Origin of the sequence: Steroidobacter sp. (genome assembly GCF_016790065.1) — a bacterium.
In the GTDB taxonomy this organism is placed as follows: Bacteria; Pseudomonadota; Gammaproteobacteria; order Steroidobacterales; family Steroidobacteraceae; genus Steroidobacter.
In genome coordinates this window covers 1-2,312 of sequence record NZ_JAEUPY010000234.1, presented here as the reverse complement: position 1 = coordinate 2,312, position 2,312 = coordinate 1, and the positions used below count along the sequence as shown (strand labels likewise).

Sequence of the window (2,312 nt, the reverse complement as noted above, 5' to 3'; positions counted from 1 at the left end):
TGCTCGCCCTGCGCGAACATCAACCCGGCGACGCCAACCACCAGGATGGCGGCGACCTTCGCTACGACGATGAAATCGTTGACGCGAGCCGACAGCTCCGTGCCCGCCAGCAACAGCACCGTACAGAGCACGACCACACCTGCCGCCGGCACATTGAAGAGTGCGCCGGTCGCAACCAGCCCTTGCGCCGTCACATCCAGCGGCGCCTGCATGAGCGACGCCGGTAATATCAATCCAAAGTCGGCCGCCATCGAGGTCGCATACCCCGCCCAGCCTATGGCGACCAGCGAGCTGGCAAATAAGTACTCCAGGATCAGGCACCAGCCGATGACCCACGCCACCACTTCGCCCAAGGTCGCATACGCATAGGTGTAGGCGCTGCCGGCAACCGGCACCATCGACGCAAACTCCGCGTAGCACAGCCCGGCTAATGCGCAGGCAATGCTCGCGAGGATGAACGAGATCACCACCGCCGGCCCGGCGTGTTCCGCCGCCACGGTGCCGGTCAGCACGAAGATGCCAGCGCCAATGGTGCTGCCCACCCCCAAGCAGGTGAGACTGAAAAGCCCCAAGGTCCGCGGCAATGCTGCCGAGTCCGGGGCTTGGGCCTGCAACGCTTCAATCGACTTGCGCGCGAACAGTCTCGACATCGATGCAGATCCCCGCTGGGTCGTAGTTCGACCGATCTGTTATACGAATAACAAATCTTGTTTTCGTTGTCTAACTCCCATAGGCTGGGATCAGGGATGCCAAACTGCGTTTTCTGCGGGCGCAAGCCAGCCGGCCGCGAGCTGCGGCAGAGGATTCGATCCGGAGAAGCGGCCGAGACCGCTAGGGTTTAGCCCGAAATTCGTTCGGCCCTGGCGCTGACGTGCTCAATCAGTTGTTTTGCCAGGGGCCCTACCACGGACTTGCTCAGCCCGTCCTTACTGGCTTGATCGCGCGCTGCTGCGATGTGGTCGGGCAGTTCGCTGGCCAATTCCTGAAGCATGCCGAGCACACGCTCTTCCGGCAGACTGCAAGTCACCGCCAACTTGCGCCAATCCGCACGACTCACCCGAGCGATCTCATAGCGGTCGCCAATCTTCATGGACAATCGCTGCACCACCAGCGTCGGGTACGGGAGTTGACTGGAAATGTCATAGAACGGCGCGAGTCGCACTTCATTCGCCGCGCCCAACAGCAGCGAATAGTTCTTGGCGTGCGCGTCCGTTCCACCGATCAACCAGTTGAGCATGTTGACCCGCAGGAAGCGCTCCACATCCAGATCCGACTCCGAACTGATGCGACGAATCAGCGTCACGATGGCAGCGACGCCCGGCCCACCCTCCTCCTGATATTTCTTACCCGGCATCAAGCCCAGGGCCTGGCACATATCTTCCTGATGCACTCGACGAACGGCCGAGCTACCCGATTTTGCAGGCAAGCGATCGTATCGCTCGATGACAATATAGGGTTCATCCAGCTGTAGAACATACGATCGCGCCGCCGGCAGACCGAGGCGGGCAGCGACGTCTTGACACAAGTGCTCATTCTCGATGAGGCCGTCGAAACTCGGAATGCAGGGTTTGATGATGTGTGTAGTAGGCGTGCGGCCACTCGGCACACCCCAGCGCCGCTTCTGCGCATCGAAGTAAAGCGCGGTCTTGGCCTGCGCCCCCGGCAAACTCATTTTGCCAGCATCGCTCGGGCGACGAACCGCTGCCACATCTTCGCGCAGTTGCCTGAGTCGCTCCGCAAGATCGTCAGTCGATATCCAATCGACGCTGAGGCGGCTTGACTGCAGATCCCCGAGCTTATCCGCTGGGATCAACTGCGCGGCACCGGGCACATCGGCGCCCACGTGAGTCAGCAGCTTGAACGGGTTCGACGCGGAAACGTGATATTGCTGGGCCCAACGCTGCAATACGTTCGGATTCTCCGGCAACAGATTCCACAGATACGGCAGGACGGTACGTTGCGCATACTCGATTCTCGCTAGAGGCATGCTCACGGAAAGCGGGTGAGCCGCTTCCGCCTCTAGCCATGCATCCTCGTAGGCAAACGAGAGGCGGCCGGCGCGGTCGACGCGCAACCGGCCAATCACTTGCCCCTCGATTACCGCGAGGAGTTCGCTCACTTACGCCTCTGCAACCGACTGAATACTTCATCGAGTCGCGAGATTTCGGCGGGCTTATCCTTATTTGCTTGCGCCGCTTTGTCGCGCAAGAAAACACGGGCACCCACAAACTCCAACGCCTTGAGCACGAGCGCAAGCTCCGCCTTGGCATTGCCCGCTTCCAGGCGCAGCACCCATTTGCGCTCCACACCCA

General features: G+C 60.9%; 2 protein-coding genes and 1 pseudogene. All 3 read right to left on the bottom strand.

Going from position 1 to position 2,312, the window contains the following annotated elements:
* Positions 1-650 (bottom strand): amino acid permease (locus JNL55_RS10055; protein ID WP_293852598.1); only part of this gene is annotated, 650 nt, incomplete at its 3' end.
* A 188-nt stretch (positions 651-838) separates the two neighbouring features.
* On the bottom strand, positions 839-2,119 hold the full coding sequence (locus JNL55_RS10050; protein ID WP_293852577.1) for a type II toxin-antitoxin system HipA family toxin: 1,281 nt from the start codon (positions 2,117-2,119) through the stop codon (positions 839-841).
* A pseudogene (locus tag JNL55_RS10045) lies at positions 2,116-2,312 on the bottom strand (hypothetical protein); the annotation flags it as partial. The gene JNL55_RS10050 and the pseudogene JNL55_RS10045, both read right to left, overlap by 4 nt.